Origin of the sequence: Sphingomonas sp. HF-S4, assembly GCF_032911445.1 — a bacterium.
Classification (GTDB): domain Bacteria; phylum Pseudomonadota; class Alphaproteobacteria; order Sphingomonadales; family Sphingomonadaceae; genus Sphingomonas; species Sphingomonas agrestis.
In genome coordinates this window covers 3,179,864-3,203,740 of sequence record NZ_JAWJEJ010000001.1, presented here as the reverse complement: position 1 = coordinate 3,203,740, position 23,877 = coordinate 3,179,864, and the positions used below count along the sequence as shown (strand labels likewise).

At 65.7% G+C, this 23,877-nt stretch carries 25 protein-coding genes; 6 read left to right on the top strand and 19 right to left on the bottom strand.

Annotated elements, in window-relative coordinates; all coding sequences use genetic code 11:
• Positions 1–6: 6 nt before the first annotated feature.
• The 4 genes from RZN05_RS14660 to RZN05_RS14645 form a co-directional block, all read right to left on the bottom strand.
• On the bottom strand, positions 7–285 hold the full coding sequence (locus RZN05_RS14660; protein ID WP_136943398.1) for a VirB3 family type IV secretion system protein: 279 nt from the start codon (positions 283–285) through the stop codon (positions 7–9).
• Entirely contained in the window at positions 285–614 is a 330-nt protein-coding gene (locus RZN05_RS14655) for a TrbC/VirB2 family protein (protein WP_136943397.1), read from the bottom strand. The genes RZN05_RS14660 and RZN05_RS14655 overlap by 1 nt, the downstream gene beginning before the upstream one ends.
• Positions 611–1,537 (bottom strand): P-type conjugative transfer ATPase TrbB, encoded by a 927-nt coding sequence (gene trbB, locus RZN05_RS14650; RefSeq protein WP_136944206.1) that lies wholly within the window; start codon positions 1,535–1,537, stop codon positions 611–613. The genes RZN05_RS14655 and trbB overlap by 4 nt, the downstream gene beginning before the upstream one ends.
• Positions 1,538–1,812: 275 nt before the next feature.
• On the bottom strand, positions 1,813–2,904 hold the full coding sequence (locus RZN05_RS14645) for a DUF3800 domain-containing protein (protein WP_136943396.1): 1,092 nt from the start codon (positions 2,902–2,904) through the stop codon (positions 1,813–1,815).
• A 96-nt stretch (positions 2,905–3,000) separates the two neighbouring features.
• Here RZN05_RS14645 and RZN05_RS14640 point away from each other — a divergent pair, with 96 nt between their 5' ends.
• Complete coding sequence (locus RZN05_RS14640; RefSeq protein ID WP_136943395.1) at positions 3,001–4,371, top strand: hypothetical protein; 1,371 nt, start codon at positions 3,001–3,003, stop codon at positions 4,369–4,371.
• Between the two features lie 5 nt (positions 4,372–4,376).
• Here RZN05_RS14640 and RZN05_RS14635 read toward each other — a convergent pair whose 3' ends face one another.
• The 11 genes from RZN05_RS14635 to RZN05_RS14585 form a co-directional block, all read right to left on the bottom strand.
• Entirely contained in the window at positions 4,377–4,811 is a 435-nt protein-coding gene (locus tag RZN05_RS14635; RefSeq protein WP_136943394.1) for a CopG family transcriptional regulator, read from the bottom strand.
• Positions 4,808–6,781 carry a conjugal transfer protein TraG gene (locus tag RZN05_RS14630; protein WP_136943393.1) on the bottom strand — a complete coding sequence of 658 codons (1,974 nt, stop codon included), beginning with the start codon at positions 6,779–6,781 and terminating at the stop codon, positions 4,808–4,810. The genes RZN05_RS14635 and RZN05_RS14630 overlap by 4 nt, the downstream gene beginning before the upstream one ends.
• Before the next feature lie 10 nt (positions 6,782–6,791).
• Positions 6,792–8,531: a relaxase/mobilization nuclease domain-containing protein gene (locus RZN05_RS14625; RefSeq protein ID WP_317227322.1), complete on the bottom strand. Its 1,740-nt coding sequence runs from the start codon at positions 8,529–8,531 to the stop codon at positions 6,792–6,794.
• 235 nt (positions 8,532–8,766) lie between these two features.
• A complete protein-coding gene (locus RZN05_RS14620; RefSeq protein ID WP_136943391.1) occupies positions 8,767–9,474 on the bottom strand; it encodes a lytic transglycosylase domain-containing protein in 708 nt (235 codons plus the stop codon).
• Entirely contained in the window at positions 9,474–9,818 is a 345-nt protein-coding gene (locus RZN05_RS14615) for a DUF736 domain-containing protein (RefSeq protein ID WP_136943390.1), read from the bottom strand. The genes RZN05_RS14620 and RZN05_RS14615 overlap by 1 nt, the downstream gene beginning before the upstream one ends.
• Entirely contained in the window at positions 9,815–10,399 is a 585-nt protein-coding gene (locus RZN05_RS14610) for a S26 family signal peptidase (RefSeq protein ID WP_136943389.1), read from the bottom strand. The genes RZN05_RS14615 and RZN05_RS14610 overlap by 4 nt, the downstream gene beginning before the upstream one ends.
• Positions 10,396–10,926 carry a DUF2840 domain-containing protein gene (locus tag RZN05_RS14605; protein WP_136943388.1) on the bottom strand — a complete coding sequence of 177 codons (531 nt, stop codon included), beginning with the start codon at positions 10,924–10,926 and terminating at the stop codon, positions 10,396–10,398. Before RZN05_RS14605 ends, RZN05_RS14610 begins: the two co-directional genes overlap by 4 nt.
• On the bottom strand, positions 10,923–11,198 hold the full coding sequence (locus RZN05_RS14600) for a helix-turn-helix transcriptional regulator (protein WP_136943387.1): 276 nt from the start codon (positions 11,196–11,198) through the stop codon (positions 10,923–10,925). The genes RZN05_RS14605 and RZN05_RS14600 overlap by 4 nt, the downstream gene beginning before the upstream one ends.
• A gap of 121 nt (positions 11,199–11,319) precedes the next feature.
• Positions 11,320–12,090, bottom strand: a complete 771-nt coding sequence (locus RZN05_RS14595) for a DNA -binding domain-containing protein (RefSeq protein ID WP_317227321.1) — start codon at positions 12,088–12,090, stop codon at positions 11,320–11,322.
• Between the two features lie 144 nt (positions 12,091–12,234).
• Positions 12,235–12,558 (bottom strand): DUF736 domain-containing protein, encoded by a 324-nt coding sequence (locus tag RZN05_RS14590; protein WP_136943385.1) that lies wholly within the window; start codon positions 12,556–12,558, stop codon positions 12,235–12,237.
• A gap of 992 nt (positions 12,559–13,550) precedes the next feature.
• Positions 13,551–13,718 (bottom strand): hypothetical protein, encoded by a 168-nt coding sequence (locus tag RZN05_RS14585; RefSeq protein WP_169542600.1) that lies wholly within the window; start codon positions 13,716–13,718, stop codon positions 13,551–13,553.
• A gap of 473 nt (positions 13,719–14,191) precedes the next feature.
• Between RZN05_RS14585 and RZN05_RS14580 the strand changes: the two genes are divergently transcribed.
• From RZN05_RS14580 to darG, 5 genes are all read left to right on the top strand, one after another.
• A complete protein-coding gene (locus tag RZN05_RS14580) occupies positions 14,192–14,464 on the top strand; it encodes an XRE family transcriptional regulator (RefSeq protein WP_249276578.1) in 273 nt (90 codons plus the stop codon).
• Positions 14,461–17,472, top strand: a complete 3,012-nt coding sequence (locus RZN05_RS14575) for an HsdM family class I SAM-dependent methyltransferase (RefSeq protein WP_249276577.1) — start codon at positions 14,461–14,463, stop codon at positions 17,470–17,472. The genes RZN05_RS14580 and RZN05_RS14575 overlap by 4 nt, the downstream gene beginning before the upstream one ends.
• Positions 17,469–18,170 (top strand): hypothetical protein, encoded by a 702-nt coding sequence (locus RZN05_RS14570; protein ID WP_317227320.1) that lies wholly within the window; start codon positions 17,469–17,471, stop codon positions 18,168–18,170. The genes RZN05_RS14575 and RZN05_RS14570 overlap by 4 nt, the downstream gene beginning before the upstream one ends.
• A gap of 104 nt (positions 18,171–18,274) precedes the next feature.
• Positions 18,275–18,907, top strand: coding sequence for a type II toxin-antitoxin system toxin DNA ADP-ribosyl transferase DarT (gene darT / locus RZN05_RS14565; protein ID WP_136943383.1), 633 nt, complete (start codon positions 18,275–18,277; stop codon positions 18,905–18,907).
• Positions 18,904–19,974, top strand: a complete 1,071-nt coding sequence (gene darG / locus RZN05_RS14560; RefSeq protein ID WP_136943382.1) for a type II toxin-antitoxin system antitoxin DNA ADP-ribosyl glycohydrolase DarG — start codon at positions 18,904–18,906, stop codon at positions 19,972–19,974. Before darT ends, darG begins: the two co-directional genes overlap by 4 nt.
• Before the next feature lie 244 nt (positions 19,975–20,218).
• Here the strand turns inward: darG and RZN05_RS14555 are convergent, their stop codons facing one another.
• From RZN05_RS14555 to RZN05_RS14540, 4 genes are all read right to left on the bottom strand, one after another.
• Positions 20,219–21,139 carry a HEPN domain-containing protein gene (locus RZN05_RS14555; protein WP_136943381.1) on the bottom strand — a complete coding sequence of 307 codons (921 nt, stop codon included), beginning with the start codon at positions 21,137–21,139 and terminating at the stop codon, positions 20,219–20,221.
• A 31-nt stretch (positions 21,140–21,170) separates the two neighbouring features.
• On the bottom strand, positions 21,171–21,368 hold the full coding sequence (locus RZN05_RS14550; RefSeq protein ID WP_317227319.1) for a sigma factor-like helix-turn-helix DNA-binding protein: 198 nt from the start codon (positions 21,366–21,368) through the stop codon (positions 21,171–21,173).
• A 186-nt stretch (positions 21,369–21,554) separates the two neighbouring features.
• Positions 21,555–22,478: a DUF2493 domain-containing protein gene (locus RZN05_RS14545; protein WP_317227318.1), complete on the bottom strand. Its 924-nt coding sequence runs from the start codon at positions 22,476–22,478 to the stop codon at positions 21,555–21,557.
• A gap of 314 nt (positions 22,479–22,792) precedes the next feature.
• Positions 22,793–23,821 (bottom strand): DUF7146 domain-containing protein, encoded by a 1,029-nt coding sequence (locus RZN05_RS14540; protein WP_449619002.1) that lies wholly within the window; start codon positions 23,819–23,821, stop codon positions 22,793–22,795.
• Between the last annotated feature and the right edge of the window lie 56 nt (positions 23,822–23,877).

Sequence of the window (23,877 nt, the reverse complement as noted above, 5' to 3'; positions counted from 1 at the left end):
GCGGCCTCACGCGCGCAGCCAGGCGGGGTAGCGCATGTGGCGCCGTCCGACCTCGAGGAACTGTGCGTCGCGCCGTGCCGCCCAGACCGCGGCGGCATGGCCGACCGCCCAGAGGAGCAGCCCGACCACCCAGAGCCGTAAGCCGAGCCCGACCGCTCCGGCGAGCGTGCCGTTGACGATCGCGACCGAACGGGGAGCGCCGCCGAGCAGGATCTGCTCGGTCAGCGCGCGATGGACGGGCGCGAAATAGCCCGGAAGGGCCGCACCGGGATCGAGGGTCTCCATCAGACCAGCGCCCCGCCGCCGAAGCTGAAGAAGCTGAGGAAGAAGGAGCTGGCGGCAAAGGCGATGCTCAGCCCGAACACGATCTGGATGAGCCGGCGGAAGCCGCCCGAGGTCTCACCAAAGGCAAGCGTCAGGCCGGTGACGATGATGATGATCACCGCGATGATCTTGGCGACGGGGCCCTCGATGCTTTCGAGGATCGACTGGAGCGGGCTCTCCCAGGGCATGGACGAGCCCGAGGCGTGCGCCGGACCGGCGGCGAGCGCGAGGATCGCGCAGGTTGCGAAGGCTGCCGCGCGGACGCGGAGGGGGACAAGCGAGCCGTTCATTGGATTTCTCCGTTGCTGAGGGAGTGGAGTCGGTATTCGCCGGAGGCATCGAGACCTTCGACGCGGGCGAGTTCGGCGAGCCGGCGGCCGGTGCCGTCGCGGACCAGCACCGCGATCAGGCCGATGGTCTCGGCGATCAGCGGCCGGGGCACGGTGGTTACGGCTTCCTGGATCAGTTGCTCGAGGCGGCGGAGCGCGCCGAGAGCAGTGCCGGCGTGGATCGTCCCGAAGCCGCCGGGATGGCCGGTGCCCCAGGCCTTGAGCAGATCGAGCGCCTCGGCACCGCGAACCTCGCCGATTGGAATGCGGTCGGGCCGGAGCCGCAGCGAGGAGCGGACGAGGTCGGAGAGGGTGGCCACGCCATCCTTGGTCCGCATCGCGACGAGATTGGGCGCGGTGCACTGGAGCTCGCGCGTGTCCTCGATGAGCACGATGCGGTCGCTGGTCCCGGCGATCTCGGCGAGCAGCGCATTGGTGAGGGTGGTCTTGCCCGTGCCGGTGCCGCCGGCGACGAGGATATTCTCGCGGCCGGCTATCGCCTTGCGCAACGCCGCGCGCTGCAGGCGCGTGATGATGCCCGCTGCGACGTAATCGTCCAGCGTGAACACCGCGACGGCAGGTTTGCGGATCGCAAAGGTGGGGGCGGTGACGACCGGCGGCAACAGGCCCTCGAAGCGCTCGCCGGTCTCCGGCAGTTCGGCAGAGACGCGCGGTGCGCGGGCATGGACCTCGCTGCCGACATGATGCGCGACGAGGCGGATGATGCGTTCGCCGTCGGCTGCCGCGACGCCAATACCCGTGTCGGCCAGGCCGCTGCCCAAGCGATCGATCCAGAGCCGCCCGTCCGGATTGAGCATGATCTCAACGATTCCGGGATCGTCCAGCCAGGCCGCGATCGAGGACCCGAGCGCGGTCCGCAGCATCTTCGCGCCACGGCGGGAGGCCTCTGAACGGGACGGCGTTACGACCACGCGGATCACCCTGTTTGACGGCCGATGCGGCACTGCACCGGCGACAGGGGTGACTAAGGAGGCGCGAAAATCAGGATGCGCAACAGATACTTATCGTCGTAGAGCCATGGCGTAGAAGAAGAAGCCCGAGCGTAGATCGCGTGTTCGCGGAGGCTTTCCCGAACGGCCTTGGAAGCCCGATTGGTTCCGTCTGACCGGCGACTCGGACCACTCCCGGCCACGCGGCATTAGAATACGAACGGCGCGGAGGGGATGTTCGGGATTTGGAGGCGGTCGAGGATCGCGTCAGTGACGACGAGATTGATGCCGGTCGCGGTGAATGGATTGCCGGTTTCGTATATCTTGAAAAAAGCCTGGCGCAGCGCCGGATCACTGCGTCTTTGTCGCGGAAAGCCTGAGCGGACAAACCGCATGGCGCTGCCAGCGAGGAGGTCGGCGGCCTGAAGGCAGCTATCATCGGCAGAGGAGGCGAACCTCATCGTGACGTTACCGCGCAGCTGATAGTCGGCAAACGGCACGACCGGCATCGCGTTCTCAGCCGCAAGCTTCTCCAGCATCGCCTTTCCGTCGCTCAGCACCTTGTCATACTGGAGCTGGATGTCGTGAACGAGCGTGACCCCGTCCAAACCTTGCCGGCGCGACTGGTTGATGCGGCCATAGATATTGGTCAGGGACGAGAGGTTCGGCAGCATCCAGACCTTCTTCCCCGTGACGCTCAGGTCGGGGATCGGAAGAAATTTGCCGACTTTGGCGTCCCCGAGCCGGGCATGGTCGCGTGCATACATCGTGAGCACCTGCAGAGTGCGGGCGACATCCTCATCCGACTCATCCAGGGCATCCCACAGCAGAGTCAGGAGATTCGTCACGTCGCCGAGGGCCTCGGAGCGGCAGGCTCCGATATAGCCGAGCAGGATCGGTTCGAACTCGGATCTGCTCAGGAACTCGGCGAACAGGCTCCTGCTCTCCTGGTCAACATCATCCAGACTGTAGCGCCCGCAGAGCAGGTTATTGACGACGTGAATCGCGATGAAGAAGCGCTTCTCAACAATCTCCACAAAGATGGCGGCCTCATGGACCACGAGCCATTCCATTAGATCACAGGCGAAGGCCGGGAGCTTGGCGCCAAGCGAACTCGATTTGAGTTCACCGGCCCCGCACTGGTGCTTTTCGCGAAGGCGTTCGAGTTCGGCAGCGAGGGCGGATTCGTCGTCGATTCCGACACAGCCAAGCGCGAAAACCGGCTGCCCAGAGAAATCGAGCAAGTTGGCCGAGGCAAGATCTCCCCCATGGCCGCTCTCGTCGAGGAAATAGTGCTTCATGAACCCTCGCGAGAATCGCGCGAATAGACTGCCAGAACCCACCGTGAACCGCCATAGATGGCACGATGCGAATGAATGCCGCGAGGCTGATCTGACGTGACTGGCGAGAATGCAGACCTCAAGCAGATCAACGCGCGGCAGTTTGATCTCTTCGCGCTCTCGCTCGAGCGCGGTCCGAACTTCGGCGACCGGGAAATCTACGATGCCTACAAGACGGCGAAATCCGAGGCGGCAGGCGCGATTCTGATCGACCCTGCGACCTGGACCTTTTCGACCTTGACCCTGAGGCGGCGTGTGGACCACCGATGGGTGCGGACCGATGAGCGCGGCGGCTTCGCAAACCCGGACCTGGCCTTGGCCCATCTGCGGACAAGCTTTCGGATCGGGAAACCACCCGAGCCGCTTCCTTCCGGCGAGCGGAGGCGGCGCCCGCTATGCGAGATCGGTTCGGCCGGCGCCTCGCCTGAATTTGAGCTTCTGTCATCCACGCTGGATCATCTCCCCGCATTGATGGCGGTGGGCGAATGCTATCTGGCGTTGCCAAACCCGGACCCGAATTTCGTCAGCGACTTCCAGACGAACAACTTCGCCTCACGACTGTTCGAGCTCTACCTGCTGGCGTGCTTCCGGGAGCAGGGTATTCGGGTGCGGCAGGACCATGTGTCCCCGGACTTCGAGATCGAACTGGGCGGGGCCAATTGCTGGATCGAGGCCGTGACCGCCAATTCCGCCGAGCCGCGATCCGGTGGCATCGGTCCATGGGTGCACGCGCCGGAGGATCGGGACGAGCGATTGACGGGCGATACCGCCGAGCGCTTCGCCAAGACGCTCAGGGGGAAGCTCCAGCGCAACTATGAGCACATGGCGCACGTACGGGGCCAGCCATTCGCGATTGCCATCGCGGACTTCCACGAGTCCGGCTCAATGGTCTGGAGCCGCGAAGCGCTGCCAACCTATCTGTATGGCTTCAAGGCCTACGTGGAAGGCGAAGGTGCCGATCGCCGTGCCGCAGGCGCGTCGATTTCGCATCTGACAGGAAAGAACCGAATTCCGGCAGGCCTCTTTCGCGATCCGGCCAACGCCCATCTGTCGGGTGTGTTGTTCAGCAATGCCGCCACCCTGTCCAAGTTCAACCGGATGGGGTTTCTCGCCGGCTGGCAACCGCCCGGCCTCGACATGGTTCGGCAGGGGATCCTGTTCGATCGAACGCCCGGTGCGGTCGACGCGATCCCGTTCGCTTTGTCGATCTCCAGCCCAGACTATGAAGCGCTCTGGCCGTTTGGCGAAGCATGGTGTCAGGAACTCGAATTCTTTCACAATCCGCTCGCGAGCAATCCCATACCGTTCGACCTCATCCCCGGCGCGACCCATTGGTTCGAGCAGGACGGCGAGATCCAATGCAACACGATCTGGGAGAACACTGTTCTCGCGTCGGTGACGGACCTCGGCGCCAGCAAGCGCCGGTAGGTTTTTCAGTCGCGGCCTTCACCCGGAGGGGGTTCGACATCTTCTACGATCTCGTTCTTCAGCCTCGGCCCGAACTCCATGCGGCGATTGAGCGTCTCGACGAAGCGCTCCCAGCGCTCCTTGCCCATCGCCTGTGCCGCCGGAAGCGCGGTGTCCGGTAGCGGCGGATTGTTGACCAGCCAGAAGCGTATGAAGAGCGCCAGCGTCTCGTTGGTCAGCTCGACATGCCAGGCGAGCTTTTCCGCCTGGCGCGAGAGCCGGTCCAGCCGCCGGCTCAGCACGGCCTCGAGATGCTCGGCGCTGTCGCCCGACAGGAAGGAGGCAAGTGCGGTCTCGACCACCAGTGCCTGCGTGACACGTTTGCGCGCGGCATAGTCGGCCAACTCGGAAGACAGCGCCGGGGGCAGCCGAAAGGTGTGCTTGATGCGCAGGCCGGTCACAGCACGATCCCGTCGCCGGGGTCGAGCGACGCCTGTCGCGCGTTGCCCCGCATCCGATCCTGCAGACGCCGGGCAGCGGCGGCATCGTCGCTTGAGCCATCGTCAAACTCGAACTCCCCAGCCGGCGGCGGGGGGCGCGCGACGATCTCCTGCTCTTCCGGCAGTTCGGGTTCGCGGCGGATGCCGCCATTTGCCGGATCGCCGTCTTCGTCGACGCCACCAACTGGCGCGTGGGACCGGGCTGGTATCGGCAGGTTCGTCCAGTCATTCGCGCGCGGCTCCGATGCGGGCATGTCCTTCGGCGGATCCTGGATGCGCGAGGCAAGGCGCCGATCGCGATAATAGCGGACCTTTCGTGCGCGGATCGGATGCACGCCGGCGATCATCACGATCTCGTCGTCGGGCGGCAACTGCATGATCTCGCCCGGCGTGAGCAGCGCGCGAGCGGTTTCGGTGCGCGATACCATCAGGTGCCCGAGCCATGGCGAGAGGCGATGTCCGGCATAGTTCTTCATCGCGCGCATCTCGGTCGCGGTGCCGAGCGCGTCGGAGATACGCTTGGCGGTGCGCTCGTCATTGGTCGCGAAGCTCACGCGCACATGGCAATTGTCGAGGATCGCATTGTTGGCGCCGTAGGCCTTCTCGATCTGGTTGAGCGATTGGGCGATGAGGAAGGCCTTGAGACCGTAGCCGGCCATGAAGGCCAGCGCGGACTCGAAGAAGTCGAGACGGCCAAGCGCAGGAAATTCGTCGAGCATCAGCAGCACCCGGTGCCGCCTGGCAGCGGGACGCAGTTCCTCGGTCAGCCGCCGGCCGATCTGATTGAGTAGCAACCGGATTAGCGGCTTGGTCCGGCTGATGTCCGACGGCGGCACGACGAGGTACAAGGTGACCGGTTCCTCGGCATCGACCAGGTCGGCGATCCCCCAGCTCGACGCGCTCGTCACCTTGGCCACTACCGGATCGCGGTAGAGCCCCAGAAAGGACATGGCGGTCGACAGCACGCCGGAGCGCTCATTCTCCGATTTGTTGAGCAGCTCGCGCGCGGCCGAGGCGACGACCGGATGGACGCCGGCTTCGCCGAGATGCCGGGTCGACATCATCGCCGCCAGGGTTGCCTCGATCGGGCGCCGCGGATCGGAGAGGAAGGCGGCGACTCCCGCGAGCGTCTTGTCGGGCTCGGCATAGAGGACGTGGAGGATCGCGCCGACGAGCAGCGCGTGGCTGGTCTTTTCCCAGTGGTTGCGCCGCTCGAGCGACCCTTCCGGATCGACCAGCACATCGGCGACATTCTGCACGTCGCGGACCTCCCATTCGCCGCGGCGCACCTCGAGCAGCGGATTGTAGGCCGCCGAGGCGGCGTTGGTCGGGTCGAACAGCAAGACCTTGCCGACCCGCGCGCGGAAGCCGGCAGTCAGCGTCCAGTTCTCGCCTTTGATGTCATGGACAATCGCCGAGCCCGCCCAGGTCAGCAGCGACGGGATGACCAGGCCGACGCCCTTACCCGAGCGGGTCGGCGCGAAGCAGAGGATGTGCTCGGGACCATCGTGGCGGAGATAGTCGCCCCGCAACTCGCCGAGCACGACGCCGTCCTGCCCGAGCAGCCCCGCGGCAGCGACTTCACTCGGGCTTGCCCAGCGCGCCGATCCATAGGTCTCGGCCACTTTCAACTCGCGGGCGCGCCAGACCGACATGGCGATCGCGACCACCACTGCGGCGATCCCGCCCGAAGCGGCGATGAACGCGCCGCGGGTGAAGATCTCGGGCGCATAGGCATCGTAGCTGAACCACCACCAGAAAAAGGCCGGCGGCGGATAGAGGGGATAGTCGCGCACGAAGAACCAGGGTGGCCCGAGCGCTGCCTGATAGCCGAGCGCATGGGCCGTCCACTGGGTCGCGCCCCAGACCGTGCCGAGCACGATGAGCAGCACGATCGTCACCTGGCCCCAGAGGATCCGGGAGGATTGCATGGGGGCTCTCCTAAATGCCCAGGCCGCGGCTGCGGCCGATGGTCCAGTCCATGCCGCCGGGGGTCAGCGTGCCGGCGACCGTGCTCCCGAGCTGGCGATCGAGTGCCGGCCGCCAGGGCACGAGCTGGAAGCCGAGCCCGTCGTCGATCATCGCGAACCGGCCGGAGGCGAGTGTCACCCGCTCGCGATAGGTGCCGGCGATCCGCGATCCCGGCTGCGCCTCATGGGCGACGAGCCCGGTCCGCTCGGCGATGCGCGCCGCCGCTTCGCGCAGGTCTGCCGAGCGGAGGGTCTCGATGAGGTTGGGCGCGAGGACGATGCGCCCGGCCCGGCGGGTGGCGAGCCCCTGACCGATCAGATGCTCCTTGCGGGCGGCGATTGCGTCGCGAACCTCGCCGCCGAATCCCTGATCGGCGAGGCCGGACGGCCCGCCGAGCATTTGCCGGTCGAGCCAGGTGGCGCCGCGTGCCCGAACCTGTCGATCCAGCGGCAGATCGCTCCGCACCGCAAGCACCGATCGGTCGGCGCCGCGCGCGTCCCGCCATCGCCGCAGCTCGACGATCGCGCCAGGGCTCGCGTCGCCGGTCAGTTCGAGGTCGGCGAAGCGGAGATGATGGTGGCGGCCATCGATCCCGTCGACGATGGCATAAGCAGTGCCGGCGAGTTCGTCGTGCAGCCCGCGCGCGACAAGGCGGCCGACGACCGGCTCGGATGCGTGCGAACCGTGGATCGCCAGCCCGCTTTCCTGGATGGCGTGGCCGGCGTCGCGCATCGCGCGGTGGATCGTCCTGATGATGTCGCCACGATCACCGAGCTCGCGGAGGGTCTGTTCCAGCGCGGGCCTGAGGATCCAGCGCGCCGGACCGGCGGGCGTCGCCAGCCCGAGCCGCTCGAGCGTCTGCGCGCGGCCGGTCAGCAGCAGGTCGCGCCGGCCGGGCGCGGCAACTCCCTGGTGCCGCAGGTCGACCGCGCCATCGTGGTCGGCGCGTGCGACGAGACCGCGGTCGAGACTGGTCCATCGCTCGGCCTCGACCTCGCGCGCAAGCGACTGGTCGATCTCGCGCGCCGAGCGCGGACCCAGTTCGAGGGTGGCACGAGCCTCGGCGCGATCGCGGAGCCCGTGCGCTATGTAGCCGCGATCGATCACCAGATCGGCCCCGTCGGCCGCGACGCCGCGGACCAGGACATGGACATGCGGATTGTCGGTATTCCAATGATCGGCCGCGAGCCAGTCAAGACGCGTGCCGAGGTCACGCGCGGCGTCGTCCATCAGCTCGCGCGTGAACGCCCGAAGATCGGCGAGCTCGGCGCCATCTTCGGGCGAGACGATGAAGCGGAAGTGATGGCGGTCATCGCCGCAGCGTGTCGCAAACGCATTGCCGTCAGCCTGATCCGAACGCGCATCGAACAGCGAGGCGTCGCGCCCGTCGCGGGTGACGCCGTCGCGCTCGAGATAGGCGATGTGGCGGGCGAGCGGCGCGGCGCGGAAGCGGGCGCCGTGATGGCGCACGATCCGGGCCTTGATCACGACGCGCCGCGAAGCGGACGGGCGCCGCCCGGTCAGCGCCGCCGCACGACCGCGGCCAAGCCACCCAGTGCCGCAGCCGCCTCTCGGACTGCGCCGTGCGAAGCCGGCACGTGCTGCGGCGCGCCGGACCTGGGCCGCAAGGCTCTGCGCCCGGAGCTTGCCCGAGCCGCGGCTCCGGGGCTTGCCAGGCCGGACGCGGAACGAGTCATCGTCCCGGGTCACCAACCCGCTCCGCAGGTGGGAGCCAGCGCCGGATGTGTTGAAATCGTTGGGGAAATTCGGGAGAGCGACGGCAGGGCACCTACGGCGACGGCGCAAATTCGCCAATCGCCACAACCATTTGCCCGCCGACCGACGGCGGCGCTTTTATCTCGCCATCGCCTCTTTCCTTCCCAAGCCTGCCGATCCGCCCCGATCGGAGGACCCAGGCGCCAGGGCAATGACGCGCGAAGCCAGGTCATTGCCGAGCGCCGGTCCGGGCCACGAAGATCGCGTCCGCCGGCGATCGCGATGGTCGCGCTTCGCTCTTTTCATTCGGCGCGGCTGGCGGTGCTGATGGCGCGTGGCCCACGGGCTCGGACGCCGACTCGACACGCCCCACGAACAAGTCGCCGCGCATCCACGCATCGGGATCGGGTGCAACCGGCGATTGAACGGCCACGTCGCCGAGCGGCGCCGAGGACAGTCTGGCGACATAGGCGAGCGTCTCTGCCGGCAGCCGCCGCGCGCCCCGGAGATACGCTTCGTAGCGGCCGGGACCTGCATTATAGGCGGCAAGGAAGCCCGGATCGCCGTAGCGATCGAGCAGTTCGCGGAGATAAGCGGTGCCGGCGGTGATGTTGTCGCAAGGATCGAAAGGGTCGGCGCCCAGCGCATAGCGAAGGCGCAGTTCCGCCCAGGTGCCCGGCATCAATTGCATCAGCCCCATCGCGCCTTTGGGCGACACCGCGCGCACCATGAAGTTGCTTTCGGCGGCGATCACCGAGTGGATCAGGCCTTGGGAAATCGCGAAGCGGGCGGAGGCGCGCGCGATCGCATCGGCGAGCGTAATGGCCGGCCCGCAGTGCGCAGCGAGCGGCCGGGACTGCGCAGACGCGTCGCGTGCGAATCCGCCCGCGGCGACCGCGCAGGCGAGCGCGAATCCGCAGGCCAGCGTGCGCCGCATCACGCTTCGCTGCTGTCGCGGCGGCGCTGGGGGCGTTGCCAGAAGAGCAGATGCGGCTGTCCCTCGGTGCCCGGGCGGAAGAGATTGGCACGGATCGGACGCGGGAATTGCGGGTCGTCGATGACGACCGCAACATAGGCGCCGGCGCGTTCGCCGGTGCGCTTCCATGCCGCGCCGACCTCTGGTCCGTCGGCATCCTCGTCGGCATGCACCCGGTAGTCGGGCGCGTTCCTGCTCTCGCTCGGCGCCGCGGGAACGAGGGTCAATGCCACATCGATTCCAAGCGTCACCAGCCGCCCGGAAAAGCCGTCGCCGCGCACATGAAATTCACCGATCTTGATCATCTCGAAGGTCCTTTCGTCTCCGGATTGGGAGCGGGTTGCCCGCTGGTCCGCGCAGCTTCGGGCGCTTCGCCGGCGGTGCCGGGGAGCCACAAAGGCGTCAGGATCGCGGTGATCGAGCGGGCGGGAACCGGCCCGAAATAGCGCCCGTCGAAGCTGTCGGCGGATGCAGAATTAAGGAGCAGTACCTCGCCGCCCAGCAGCGTCCAGCAGCCGGACCAGACGGGCAAAGGGCGGCCGATCCGGTCCTGCGAGCGCGCCTCCGCGACCGGCGTCCCGTCGATCGAGACGCGCGCGCCGGATCGGCAGACCGTCTGTCCCGCCGTCGCCGCGACGTGCTTCAGCATGGGCACGCGGAGCGGCAAATAGCCCCGTTCCGCCATCAGCCGTGCGACCGCCGCGGGCGCATGCGCGGCGACAAGGTCGCCCCGGCGCATGCCGTCCGGCGAGCGCGCCGCGTAGAGCCCAATCGGCACGCTGGCGCTCGCATTCCAGACGAGTCGCGGCGCGGGACGGACCAGGGCCGGCGCGACGACGGCGCCAATGGCGCAATAGCCGGCGACGAGGATCGTGAAGCGTTTCATGCGCCGAGTTCCCGGCGCAGCAGCCAGGCGCGATGCCGGTCGCGCGAATAGGCGCGGGGGCGATGGCCGGCGATCAGGCGGTTGTGCGCATGGCGCCAATAATCGTGCGACACAGCGGCTGGATCGATGCCGAGATCCTCGACGGCATCGATCGTCGCGAGGCCGGCGCGCACGCGCGGCCAGCCGCCAAGATGCAGCAGCAACTCGCCGCCGGGGGTGACGCAGGGCAGCGTCGAATAGCCCTCGTCGGGACCGACGGCGCGCACGATGTCGAGCCGCGACAGCGTCGTGCCGTAATCGTTCGAAGCCCAGCGCACGAAGGCGAACACGCTGTTCGGCGCGAAGGTGAGCAGGCGGCGCCGACGATCCAGAACCTGGTCGAGGATCGGCGTTCCGAAGCGAATCCAGCGCTCGGTCGCCTGCTCGATCCAGGTCAGCTCGACCGTGGTTGTCCCCGTCGCGGGAGAGCGTTGTACCGGTGCGGGGACAACGCCGCGCGCAGCAGCAAGGCCGGAACCGCCGCTCATCGCCGCACCGCGCCTTTGCGCTCGAGCAAGGCGGGATCGATTGGCTTGGCCGGATGGACGGTTCCCACACCGCGATCCGAAGTCGAGCGGCGAACGCCCTGCTCGGCCCAGCTGACCAGATCCTCGACGGCATAGACGACCCGCGCGCCGAGCTTGCGGTAGACGGGGCCGGTGCCATAGCAGCGATGCTTCTCGAGCGTGCGCGCGGAGAGGCCGAGCAGCAGTGCGGCATCGGGTGTGCGCAGCAGTCGCTGGGCGGGTTCGGCGGTCATCGAGGCTCTCCGGGCGATGGCCCGGCAAGCGCGGCGGGCCCGTTCCAATCACGGGCCTGCAATGGCGGTCGCAGGCGGGGCCAAGGGAGCGGCCGAACCCGGTCCCCCGATTATGTCGCCCTCAGGGTTTGAGCAGGCCGCGATAGCCGCCGGCGGCGAGATGCCGGGCCTCGGCGAGCAGGCGCTGGACGCGCCGCCGCTCGCCTGTCGACTTCCATGCGGTCGCGTCGGTTCCCGCCAGCCAAGGATAGACGATCCCAGTGCCGATCTCGCGATTGCCGGCACCCGCGAGCGATGCGTCGAGGACGCGCAGGAGCAGCGCCAATCGCTGGCGCTGAAGCACGCTTGGGCGAAGCGCCGAGGCGGGCTCGGCAACCGCCAGGCCTGCGATCATCCGCCGTGCCGCATCGCACGCAGCGGCGCGAAGCGCATCGCCGAGCGGCGGCAGGAGGATCGCCAAGCGCGCGTCCGGCTCGGGCGCCAACAGGCGCAAACGATGACGCACGCCGTCGCGATCGACGACAATGTTGCGCGCATGGTCGTCGCCGAATTCCGCGCAGGGCCGCATATCAGGAAGCGGCGCGGCATCTGAAAGGTGCGGCGCCGGCGCGAGCGAGACGATTTGCGAGGCCGCCTCCGCGCGCCAGATCGCAGGGGCCGCGCGCGCCGAACGCGCGGGATCGAACAACGTGCAGAGGCCCCAGCGGCGCGCGTCGTCGCGCACTCCCGCATTCGCCCCCGCCGCGCCCAGCCGTGCCCAGCCGGCGCGATAGGCCGCATTCCGCCGCAGGAACTCCTGCGCGAAATCGGCGCGATCGTGCTTCGCGACGCCGGCGGATTGCGCCGGTAAAGGCGGGCAGATGGCGACGGTAAGCGCTCCGGACCGGGACAATTCCCGGCGCGAGGCTCGCCAACCGCGGGGCAGCCTCGAAGACCCGAACTCGCCGCACCCTTGCGCGCGCGAGGGGACAGCGGAGCCGATCGGACAGAGCATGCGAAAGGCGCCCCGCCGGTCGGCGGGGCGCCTTGGTTCGGATCAGTCGTTGCTGGCGCGGCGCGGGCGCGACCAGATCAGGCTGTGGGTGTCGCCGCCTTCGTCGGCGAAGAGGTTGGCGTAAATGGGAGCGGTGAAGCTGGGATCGTCGAGCTTGACCGCGAGATAGTCGCGCTGCTCGGCGGAGGTCTTGGCCCAGGCGGCGCCGATCTCCGCGCGGCCGACATAGACCCGGTGGGTGGGCGCATTCTCGTTCGGGCGATTGTCTTCCGGAACGATCCGGACGCCCTTGGCCTGGACGCTGAGAGTCACGATCGAGCCCTGGAATTCCTCGCCGACCTTCTTGAAGCTGCCGATGTTCGCCATGTTCCTATCCTTCGATTTCTCGAGCCGCCCGATGCGGTCTCGATGGCGTCGAACGGCCGGTTGCGATGCCGCCGCAGCGTCAGCCCGCAGCAAAGCGGAGGACTGCGAAGCGGAGTTTCTTGCCTCGCGAGGAATGGGCGCCAGCCCAGGGGAAGAAAGTTCGAAGGCAGCAGTTGCGGCAAGGCATTCGAGGCGCAGCCGTCATCCGGCCAGACCGCCATGTACCGAGACCCCGCGCGGCTCGGATCAAAGGACGGACCGGCGAAAGGATCAGCATGAAGGCAAAGAGGTGCTCAGGCGACCTGACCGATCAGCGCCATGCCGGGCACGCCGCATCCGGATATCGCCATGGGAGATGCGCTGCCTCATCGATCCCGGCACCGGACCCGGGACGCGGGCTACAACCGCCGAAAGCAGCGTCAACTTCGCGTCTGCCGATCCCTCAGCATCCGCTTCCCGGCACCGCCGCCCTAACGGGAAGCGGGAACCGGCCGCAGCTTGAACGCGCATGCATCCGGCAGAATCCCGACCCGAACCCGGTGCGCCGCCGATCGCGGAGCGCCGGGCGCGTCCGATCGGCGATGTTCACCGTCGCAGGCGGGCAGCCGCCGTGCAGCGCCCAACAAATAGGCACTCTCGCCGACGGCCGGCCGGCAGGGCGGCGTGCGCGCGGGCCTGTGGGCCAGCCGCCGACCTGACCCCCGGCCGTGCGAGTGTGCGACGCGGCAAACCAAGGCGCGCGACCTCTGGCGGCTCCGCAGGCGCCGCCAGTGTGCGCTCCAATGATCCCCGCGTTCCGCTTCATCATCAACGTTTAGCCGAGGTCGCCTGTGAGATTGCCAAGTGCGCTGCGCCGCGTGATGCCCGATCTGAGCTGAGAACCCGTGCTACCCGGGCCTATATTGGTCACATCCGCGCCGCCCGGTCACTTCATCATCCAAGAAGGCGGACCCTCGCGGAGGCGCACGGCGGCGAAGCTGCTCCGCGCGCGATCAGCGCGCGAACGGATCATATTCGCGGACGATCGATGCAGGATCGCCATCATATTCCTCTGCCTCGGCGACGCCGAAATCGCGACCTTCGGTGCGGAATACCACGACGATCTTCATGAGCGTATGCGCGAGGTTCCAGGCGTTCTTCTGAGCGAGGATGAGCGGCATTTCGATGCTCCTGTCCGGGAGCGGGGACCGCCCCCGCTCGACAGGCGCCCGAAGTGTTCGGCGCACGGCCGCAATCACCGCGCAGGTGCAGCCAAGCGGCCGCACGCGAAGCGTAAGCGGACCCTTTACGGGTTGATGGCGTCAGGCCGCGGGCCGGACCAAGGAAGTGCCTCAAAGAGCGTGGGTGGATCTCGCGCAGGACGGCCCGAAGGATCAGCTAGGGCCGATGGGCTACTTTCGGACTGGCCGCTATTAGCGACATCGGAGGTTCGTCGACGCAGCCGCTCGAATTGAGAGGCTCCGTCGAAGCCGAACGCTGGTGTGCCCGATGAAGCGCTTAACCAATGCCGCGCGACACAGGACCAGCGCCTTCGCGTTGAAGGCGACCTACGCGTTATCATTTACCTACATAAATCTATGTGATATGGCACATAAAATCCTGTGAGCAGACGAGCATGCCGTACGCAGAATTTATGGCAGAGCTGTCGAAAATCGGCTTGAGCGTGCGAGCGTTCGCCGAGCTGATCGGGATGAATCCCAATTCGATCTCCAACTATGCGCGCACGGGCGAACTGCCCTCGCATCTGGCACTTATCGTTGTGCTGATGGTCGGTGTGAGCGAGCTCGGCGGAGACTTTCGGCAGGTGCTTTCGAAGGTGGCGCTGACGATGAAGAAGCCACGGGGCGGTGCGCGCCGGGGGCATTTCGGGGGCGATCGCCAGACCAGCATGGACTTGCGCCAGTGAGCTCCCCCGGTGGCCGGCCCGCGCTTGTCGACAATCTCCTGCCGTTCGGCGCGCAGGCCGACGATCTGCGCTTGTTCGACGCCGATGGACCTGGCTTGCTACCTTATGCGACGTTGCTCTCGGCGCGCGCGGCAGGTGATGACGTGCTGGCGAATATCGCGGCTGTTTACGAGTGGCAGGACGCCCCACTGATCTTCCTCATCGATGCCGACGACGTGGCAAATGACGAGCAATTGCATCGCATCCGGCGCCTCCTCGCCATGCGCGGCGATGCGCCCTATGTGGGCCTCGTCGGACCGGGCCAACTGCTCGTGTATCATCTGGCACTCGACAGCAAGGCGCCGGAACAAGCGCGTGTCGAACTCGACCCGTCCACGCAGGCCCGCGGCACCACCTTCGCGCAATTGGCCAATAAGCGTCCCGACGCCGAGCGGAAGAAGACCGATTGGATCTCTGACGTCGTCCTTAATCTTCTGACGGGCTCGATAGACACCCTGATTTCGAAGCACCGCATCGCGGATGAAGATGCGATTTCGTTGGTGGGACGGGCCCTGTTCACGCGCTTCATGGCGGATCGAGGTCTGTTGCCCTCGAGGATGGCAAGCGCAGCCGCCTCCCTTTTCGATGATGCCGACCGCGCCAAAGCTACATCGACTTGGCTCGACGACACGTTCAACGGCGACCTACTTCCGCTCAGCGAAGGTCTATTCGCACGCTTGGACAGGGCAAGCTGCCATGTGCTTGGTAACGTGCTGCGGCGAGCAAATGGCGATCAGTTGTTCCTCGGCTGGGAAGAGCGCTGGGACAATCTTGATTTCGCGCACATTCCCGTCGGCGTGCTCAGCCAAGCTTATGAGCTTTATCTGCGCAATCACGCTCCGGCACGGCAGCGCCGTCAAGGCGGCTTCTATACGCCGCGTCCAATCGCCGACCTGCTCGTGCGCGCCTCGTTTCGCGCGCTGAACCGGCAGGAGCCGGTGCGTGCGTCCCGAATCCTCGACCCGGCGGCCGGTGCTGGAGTCTTCCTGCTGACGGCTTTCCGAGAGCTGGTCGCAGCGCATTGGCGAATGACCGGCGTGCGCCCGGATACCGCGACGCTGCGCAATATCCTTTATCATCAAGTATGCGGGTTCGACATTGACGAGGCCGCGCTGCGGTTCGCGGAACTCGGACTGTATCTGATCTCGATTGAACTCGATCCCGATCCCCGCCCTGCAGAGAAACTCCGGTTTAAGGAGTTGCGCGGAACCGTGCTGCGGCTGCTCAACACGCATGAGGGGATCGGCGGAGACTTGGGCAGTTTAGGCCCCCTCGTCGGCAACGAACATAACAGCGCCTACGATCTCGTCGTGGGTAACCCCCCTTGGTCGAGCGGCACCGGCCTCCGCGATTGGAACCTCGTTACCACGACCGTCTCGCAGATCGCAAAATCGCGAGAGGTCATCGGGTCGGCCCCTGTCCCCAACGAAGTCCTCGATCTCCCGTTCGTCTGGCGGGCGATGGAATGGGCGAAGCCCGGTGGGCAGATTTCTTTCGCGCTTCACGCCCGCCTGCTCTTTCAGCAGGGTGATGGGATGGATGAGGCGCGGCTGGCGCTGTTTCAAGCACTTGATGTCACTTCGATCATTAATGGTACCGATTTGCGCCAGACGAAGGTCTGGCCAGAGATCGCGGCGCCTTTCTGCCTCCTGATCGCGACCAACCGCCTACCATCGTCGAGCGGGGGCTTCCGCCTCATCAGCCCGAGGGTGGAACGGTCGCTTAACGCCAGCGGCGTGATGAGGGTCGACGCCATTAATGCGGAAATCGTCTCCGTCCACGAGCTCGCCGAGACACCCGAGGTGCTGAAAATCCTGTTCCGCGGCAGCAAGGCCGACCTCGGTATTCTGCGGCGCATCCGCAGCCAGGGTCACAGGACGCTGGAGACATTCTGGCGCGAGACTTTCGGCCTCGTAGATGGTCGAAATCTGCGAGGAAGTGGCAATGGATACCAGCGGCTACGCCCGAGCAGTAGGCCGGTCCGCGGCGGCGACGGACTGCCTGGTTACGACGCCTCATCGCTTCACGGGCTGCCGGAAATAACAGCGGGCACGTTCACGCCGATTATGATCGACGCGCAGCAGCTCAAGCCGTTCTCGCATCAGCGGGTCCACCGGCTGCGCGCGCGCGAGCTGTTCAACGGCCCACTGGTTGTCGTCCACAAGTCTCCGCCGGTCAGCTCGGGGAGGATAGGCGTTGCCATCTCGACGACTGACGCGATCTTCAACGAGACCTTCTACGGCTATAGCCCGCCTGATTGCGCCGATGCGACGGAGCTCACCCACTATCTGGCGCTAGTGCTCGGTAGCCGGTTGGTGACCTGGTTCGCGCTAGTGACGAGCGGCGAATTCGGCTTTGAGCGAGAGGTCGTCGAGAAGGTCATCGTCGATCACGTGCCACTGCCTGAATATCGTGACCTTACGTCCACGCAGCGAGAAGAAGTCCGCGCTCTCTACACGGACCTGAGCGCGGGGCTGTGCAGCTGGGACGCGGTCGATGACTGGGTCGCCGAGCTTTACGGGCTGAGCGAGCGTGACCTCCAGGTGATCTCCGACACGCTCGAGTTCAACTTACCATTTTCGACGAACCGGCGCGAGGCCGAGCGGCCGCCATCGACCGATGAACAGTCACTCTTTTGCGACATCCTGCTCGGCGAATTACGTCCTTGGACCGACCGGTTCGGTACGTCGGTCCAAGTCCGCGCCGTGTCGCAGCCGGCGACATCCCCATGGCAGGCATTGGAAATCAGTGTCGGCGATGATCACGAAGAGTCCAGCATCGGCTGGGAGGGTCTGTTGCAGGTCGCCGATCACGCAGCGGCGACGGAGATACTCTTGAGGCAAACCTCGGGGCTGCGCATCGGGCGCCTTGCGCAGCGCCGCTATTGGAGCGTAACCCAGGCCAGACTGCTCGCCCAGCGGATCGGTTGGTCCCATCTCGACCTGCTGCAGGGCAGAGTCGAGGGATGAGCCAGGCGTTGCACGCACGGCCCGATCAGATTGACGCGCTGACGAGAGGCGTCACCTTGCCGCTCGCCGCGCTGCAAAGCGTACATCTCGAGATTATCGCCGAACGCCTGCGTATTGCCTTCGCGGCGGTGGCGACTCAGGCGCCGAAGACACTGACGTCCGGCAGCGAGGGGGAGGTCACGGCGCTCCTTCAAGCGAGACTCAACGCGATGATCGATGACGACCCTCTATGGGGGCAGCTGGTGCTGTGCGCGGCGCGTGGAGCCGAGACACCGAGCTATTCGGGAGGGAGAATCGAAAAGCGTCCCGATCTCTCGCTCTGGCTTACGAACCGGAACCGTAATTTCCCGCTAGTCGTAGAAGCAAAGATCATTGATGCACCGGCCAAAAAGACCATTGGTCTCTATTGTTCCAAGGGCCTCCAACGCTTCATTGACGGCGAATACGCTTGGGGCTGTGGCGAAGCGTTCATGCTTGCGTACGTTCGGGATGGAGCGACGACAACCGGAGTGTTGAGCCCGTTCCTGACCAAGGCGAAGAGCCTGAAAAAGCCGAAATACGCGATCGAAGACATGCCGCAGCCGATCGGCTCAAATGGTGCGGACCTTGCCAGATCTCGTCACACCCGGAACTTCGCCTATCTCGGTAGCACCACTGGCCCCGGCCCAATCGCGATCTGGCATCTCTGGCTGTCATGACCACAATGCCGACTTCTTCTCTACACGCGCCGCTTCATGCCGCCGCAGCGTGGCGGCGGCCACGTCAGTTGCGGCGCGGGTGGGCCAGCGCTAAGCGGTGCTGCATGTCAAGCGACCTACTCAATCCCGAAAAGGCACTCATCTTCCGGATCGTTCACAAAGATAATATCGGCAAGGTGCTGAGCGACGGCTGTCATTGCCGAAGCACGACCGATGGAGCCCGCTACGTTGAAATCGGCAATCAGGAACTAATTCACAAGCGAACGACGCGGAAGGTCCCTTGCGGCCCGGGCGGCACGCTCGCCGACTACGTACCGTTCTACTTCACGCCTTATTCGCCGATGTTGTACAACATCAAGACGGGATACGGTGTCCCTCAAAAGCCGCTGCGAGACATCGTCATCCTCGTTTCATCTCTGAGGACGCTGCGGAAGCAGAGCGTCGATTTCGTGTTCAGCGATCGACACGCATATCTGAAGACGGCGCAATTTTCCGACGACCTCGGTGATCTGGACTGGATTATCTGGCCTGTGTTGCAGGCACGAGATTTCAGGAAAGACGACATCGACAAATTCGAGAAATATCAGGCCGAGGCACTGGTCTACAAGCACGTGCCCGTGCATGCCCTTGTTGGCATAGTCTGCTATGATGCCGCCATGCGCGACTGGGTCGAGGAACTCGCAGCCGCTCGTCATGCCGATGTCAAAGTCCGCGCTCGGAACAGTTGGTACCTATGACAATCACCTTCACGCAAGGAAACCTCCTCGATGCCGAGGCTGAGGCGCTGGTCAACACCGTCAACACAGTTGGCGTGATGGGCAAGGGCGTCGCGCTTATGTTCAAAGAGGCATACCCGGAGAACTTCAAGGAGTATGAGGCTGCCGCGCGCGCCAAGAGCCTGCATGTCGGCAAAATGTTCGTAACTCGCCGCGACGCTTTTATCGGCCCGAAGTGGATCGTGAACTTCCCCACCAAGGCTCATTGGCGATATCCGTCACGGATCGAATGGATTGAGCAAGGGCTGGAAGACCTTCTCCAGTTCATTTCCGAGAATAAGGTCCGCTCGATCGCACTGCCGCCGCTCGGTGCCGGCAATGGTGGGCTCGACTGGAATGAGGTACGCGCGTTGATGGCCGAGAAGCTCGGCAAGCTCGATGCCGTGTCGGTGCTGATCTACGAGCCGACCCGGCAATATCAAAATGTCGCAAAGCGAAGCGGCGTCGAGAAATTGACGCCGGCGCGCGCGGCGATCGCGGAGCTGGTGCGGCGATACGCCATCTTGGGCATCGAATGCTCGCTGCTCGAAGTACAGAAGCTCGGATATTTCCTTGAGCGGTTCAGCGGCAAGCTTGGTCTGCCACCCTTCGAATTCGAGTTTGGGGCCAATCGCTACGGCCCCTACTCCGAGAAGATGCGTCATATGTTGAACGGGCTGGACGGAAGTTACCTGCACAGCGACAAGCGGCTGGCGGATGCGGGTCCGTTTGAAGCGATCCGGTTCGACGAAGCGCGCCGTGAGGCTGTCACCTTGTACATGAAGACGGAGGGGAAAACCCATTGGTCGGCTGTGCAAGCGACCTCCGACCTTATCGACGGGTTCGAGTCTCCACTAGGTATGGAGTTGCTCGCGACTGTCGACTGGCTCTGCCAGATGGGTGTCGAGGCGAATGTCGAACCGATCCGGGCTGCGCTGGCGAGCTGGCCAGGGGGCCAAGCATCGGCCGAGCGGAAGCTGAAGCTGTTCGACGACCGCATCATCGTGATCGCCATCGATGCTCTGAAGACGGCGGGCCTCGTCCACTAAATCCAGCAGGATTGCCGGAGCGTACTTGGCTCTTGATGCCACGCCGGGCGTTTCCCGCTCAATCGCGAGACTGACGACTTCCCGCTCTCACCGCGCTGGCCGGAGCTCAAGTACCGCATTCCCTTTTGTGGAAGCCATTCTGTTGTGACCGGAAAAATGGCAGGTTCTGGCCATCCTCATTTGGCTGCGGAATGACTGGGTTTAAGGCGCATAGCTGCCACGGTTCGCACTGGTAGAGGCAACGTCAGTGAGGATGCACATCGAACTTCAGCCCTTCGAGCCGCTCAATACAAAGGTGCTCAACGACATTTCGAAGCCGCGTCACTGCTGATGAAAGCGCATCCAAGTCGTCCACACCAATTTCGTAGCTTGGCGAGTAGCGGGCTTCGACATAGGCGCGCTTGAGGAGCTCAAATCGCCGACGATCAGCGCGGGTCTCCCGCGGCCACGGATCGATAAGTCTCGATTCCTTGTCCTCGGCGAGGGATCGAAGAAATTTGATATTATGAGAACGCGGGAAGTACAGCGTCCAAACCAATAGAAAGCACGCGTAGCTGGTTTCAGTTGCTTGATGAAGATTGAAGGCTGCCTTCTTACGCCAACTACCCACATCGCCTTTAGCGATCGCGACGGAAGCCAATTCGATCCACTCATCGACCGACGTAAGTTGTTCGTTGTAGTATCGAGACGCCATTGAATAGGCGTCCAAGGCGGTAAGAGGCTTAGGCGTTGCAAGCGCGTGGTTGGGGAGCTCGTACAGCACCACCCCATCCCGCACGATATCGACCCAGAAATACTCACCCCGCTGGAGCGCTTTGTTCACCTCGTCGAGCGTGTGGACGATGATATTGACGGGCCTCTGCACGGCGGGGTCGTGCTGGATCTTGTCCTCGGCGATGTACCAATAGCCAGCGACGTCAGTCAGGTCCTCGTGGCTGACGATCACGAGCAGGTCGAAGTCCGACTGATAGCCGTTCTCGGGCTCGTCGACCCAGTCGTCGCGCGCATAGCTGCCGAACAGAATGATCTTGAGGATCTTGCCGTTCTTCTTCCACGGCTGCGTGGAGGTCGAGATCGCGTTGGCGAACTCGTCCATCAGCGTCTGGCGCACGCGCGCCAGTTCGGCCTGCTGGGCTTCGGGGAGATGGTCGAGGTCGACACGCATGGTCAAAGCCTAGCGGGCGGCGCGGCCATGCTCAACGCGCCTGATCATAATCGGCCAAATGCCGGATCGCGCTTGCCATGCGGTCCTCGACCTGTTGCACGGTCAGGCAGAGCCTGTCGGCGATCTCGAGGTAATCGAGTGCGTCGAACCTGGCGAGTTCGAACACGCGGCGGTCCGCCTCGGGCATGCAGTCGAGGGCGCGGCGCAGGCGGATCAGCTCAGATGTCATGATCGATCTCCGTCTCTTGCCGGCCGGAAGCGGGCGGCAGGGACCAAGCCGGACCCGCGCCACGAGGCGGACCGCACCGGCGGGCCGGAACGAAGTGAAGGACGCGGCAGCATGCCGCGTTGCGGTCCGGCGGCGCGGGTCCAAAGGCTGGCCCGCCCGCTCACGCGCCGGGATCGGCGGCAGCGATCAGCGCCGTCGCCGGTCGATGACGGCGATGCCCGCTGCGCGCGCCTTGTCGAACAGATTGTCCTGGATGCCGCCACCGGGGAAGATGATGATGCCGCGCGGCATGATCGACAGCACCTTGTCGTTGCGCTTGAACGGCGCGGCAGCCCGGCTGTGCTTGGTGAAGTCCGGAGCGAAGGGGACTTGCGGGACATCGCGCTGCGCCGCCCAGAGGGCCGCGATGCGTTCGGCACCGGTACGCGACGCGCCGTGCAGCAGCACCATCTGCGGATTGCGGGCGTGGACCTCGTCGAGGATACGCCAGATCTCGTGATGGTCGTTGTAGTCGGCACCGCCGCTGACATAGATCCGCTCGCCCGGCGGAAGGAGCAACTGACTGTCGGTCCAGCGGCGGCCGTTCACGAATTCGCGGCTCTCGATCACTGCGGCGGTCATCGCACGGCGGTTGAGCATCGAGCCCGAGCGCGGCAGCCAGGCCTTGCGGAGATAGTGGCGGAACTGCTCGGCAAAGGCTTCGCGGAATGCTTCCATGGCATCGCGTCGTTCGATCATGGTGCGCCCTTCGGCGATCAACGTCTCGAGCTCGACCGACTTGACCTCGCTGCCGTCTTGCTCGCGCTGGAGGCGGCGCTGCGCGTGCTCGTTGGCGTCGAGCTCGCGCTCGATCCGCTCGCCCGCGCGGTGGAAGACGTTGGTGAACCCCCAGAGCAGGTCTTCCATGTCGGGCTCGAGCCTGGTGTCGGCGAGGCAGGCAACCATCGCGTCGAAGCTGTCGGCAGCGGCGGCCTCGACGAGGCGTCCTTCGGGCAAAGGCCGCGGATCGAGCTCGTCGTCAAAGGGCCTGCGTCCATAGAGTTCGAGCTCCTGGAGCATGTCTGCCAGCGGCGATTGCTCGGGCGCGTCGTTGGTTCGATCGAGGGTCATGGGTCGTCTCCGCTTGTCGACCGCGCACTCGCGGCCTTCACGGCGACACGAGGCGGCGGGCGGCGCGGGCGCGCACCTCCAGCGAAGCGTCCGGCGCCGCAGCGCCGGGGGGCCGGAGCGTAGCGGAGGACGGCGAAGCCCGGCTATTTTGGCTCACGATGCAAAGCGGGCGCTCAAGCCCGCGGCGGAAAATAGCCGAGCGCAGCCGTTGCGCGCCCGCGCCGCTTGCCGACCCGTCGCCCTCTCGGAAGGCCAATGCGCGGACTCCGGCTGCGAAGGCTGGCCTTGGCGGTGAGGTCGAGACGACTGCGCCGTCAAAGGAACGCGGCATAATCCTCGGTCCGCAACTGGGGACGCAGCCGTTCTGCGAGCTTCCCGGTTCCGGATGCGCACAGGTCGGCGTTGAAGTCGTCGAGCACTGACTCCAGCGGCAGGAGCTCGATGCCTGCCGCAGTGGCCCGCGTCACGAGCGTGCCAAAGGCAGCGCGGCCGGCGCCATCCTCCTCGCGTGCGACATAGAGACGGCGCAAAGGCGGGGGAAAGCGGATCGCGGCGAGGTGCGCGGCCGACAGGGCGGCGATCATAGGCAAGCGCGGCATCGCCATGCGCAGCGACAGGACGGTCTCGATGCCTTCGCCGGCGACCATGACCGGGCCCGCGGCACCAAAGCGGACACCATGCCCGAGTAACTTGCCCATGGCGCGGCGCGGGACCGCCACCCGCGCCTTGCCGCTGCCGCTGCTGTCGAGCCAGGTGCGATGGACGCCTATGATCACGCCGTCGACGTCGGTGACGGCAGCGATGAGCGCGGGCATGGCGGCAGGCGTGGATGCGACATCGTCGCGGTCGGGGCGGTACCAGCACGCGGCATGAAAGCGCAGCCACCGCTCGGTTCGAACGCCGGTGATACTTCGGGAGAACAGGTAGCGTTCGGCAAGCGTCGCTCCGATCGGGTGCGATGCCGCGAACAGCCGCCGGGCCGCTCGGGGCGAACCGATGGGCGCGGGCGCGTCATCGACAATTTCGGGAACCTCAGTCACGGGCATTGCGAGAAAGCGCCGCGCCTCGTCGAGCGTGTCGGCGAGCCGGCAATAGCCGCAGTTGAGCGCCAGCAGGTCGAGCAGGTCGCCATGCGCACCGGTCGCGGCGTCGGTCCATTTGCCGGCGGCGCCGCGGCCATGATCTGGACCCTTCAGGCGCACATAAAGGCTGCGCCCGGCCGAGCCCAGCGCGTCGCCCACGATCCAGTAGCGGCCCTCGCGACGACCGGCAGGGAGGTAGTGGCGGCACACGGCTTCGGCATTGCGCGCGAGCCGGCGCGAGAGATCCGACGCTGCCGACATCACTGGCCTCCCGGAAAAGAAAATGGGGCCCGCGCGGTGGCGGGCCCCGAGGTGGC